This is a genomic window from Psychrobacter sp. 1U2, assembly GCF_051847575.1.
Genome location: NZ_JBPYDC010000405.1, coordinates 1 through 1,123 on the forward strand (window position 1 = coordinate 1; position 1,123 = coordinate 1,123).

Here is a 1,123-nt window from a genome sequence, read left to right on the forward strand (position 1 = left end):
TCTATCATCGTTCAACTATCAAAGCTATCTGCTATGAGCTATGATCTATTCAAAAGACCAACCAGCCATTAAACGTTGCTTGACGTTATAAAAACTATTTCGTTAGTGCAGCTTGCAAATCCAGCACTGTCCAATAACAGTGTTGATGAAAGTCAGGCGGGGTAGCGTGAGCTGGGGCAAAGTACAGGTTTGTTTTACCAAACTGTAGAATGACGCATGGATGTAATAGCTTTATGCTGATATCGCCGGATAAGTCGTGGTTATGAGTATTGAGCGAGAGCTGTTCTAAAGACAATCCAAAGCAGCGTCGATATTGATAGTACGGAGTAAATTGGGTGATGGTTGAGTCCACAAAGTGGTTTGCCAGTGCGGGATGTGGTTTTAGACGGTTTATTGGTTCTGCCTGCTGGTTTGAGGCGTTCTTAGCCCAAGTGACGTTCGCTTTTGTAGTACAGTTTGCTTGCATCAATGGTACTGGAGGCAGTGTCGATGGTGTACGATATTCATCAAATTTGTAAAGAGCATATTGTCCGTTTGGATTAACATTGATTTCTATATAGTTAGCTGTTGTATCAAAAACTTCACTACTGACAAAACATTCAAGACAAGTACGCTCCCATAAATAGTCGGTAAAACGGACTTTTGATTGTTGCCATGCTGTCCAATCTAGCTGCGCAGCTAGCCTAACGGATGGTAGCTGTATTTGGTAGCTCAACCAAAGTTGGCGTGTCGACAGCACAATCGAGGCTTCTACGTTAATGCGTATTTTTTGTAGCTCTTTAATCGATACACCGATTTGCTCTGCATCAGCCGATAATGTGTCGGTTGCCAATCGTAAGGTAAATAGCTGGCTCATAGTACTTGATTCATTATAGAAAAGATCGTCAATGTAGATTTGATAAAATGAGGGATAAAATAAAAGCCACGAGCAATGATGCAACGCAGCTTCTATAATCTTGGCTGTTCTTTCAATCTATTTTATACGCTTCATAGATACTAATTATTGAGCATGACGTGCTAAGTTTGATAACTTAGGATTAGCATTTGGATTCTGACGTAGCAATAACGCCATACGTCCAATAGTATGAATCACATTGGCTTTGGCTGCGGTTGCAAGCTCAGT

At 41.1% G+C, this 1,123-nt stretch carries 1 protein-coding gene and 1 pseudogene; both read right to left on the reverse strand.

Annotated elements, in window-relative coordinates; all coding sequences use genetic code 11:
- Positions 1–94: 94 nt before the first annotated feature.
- Positions 95–856, reverse strand: a complete 762-nt coding sequence (locus tag ACS8FD_RS16170) for a DOMON domain-containing protein (protein ID WP_439276596.1) — start codon at positions 854–856, stop codon at positions 95–97.
- A gap of 144 nt (positions 857–1,000) precedes the next feature.
- Positions 1,001–1,123: pseudogene (locus ACS8FD_RS16175) on the reverse strand (ribosome assembly RNA-binding protein YhbY); the annotation flags it as partial.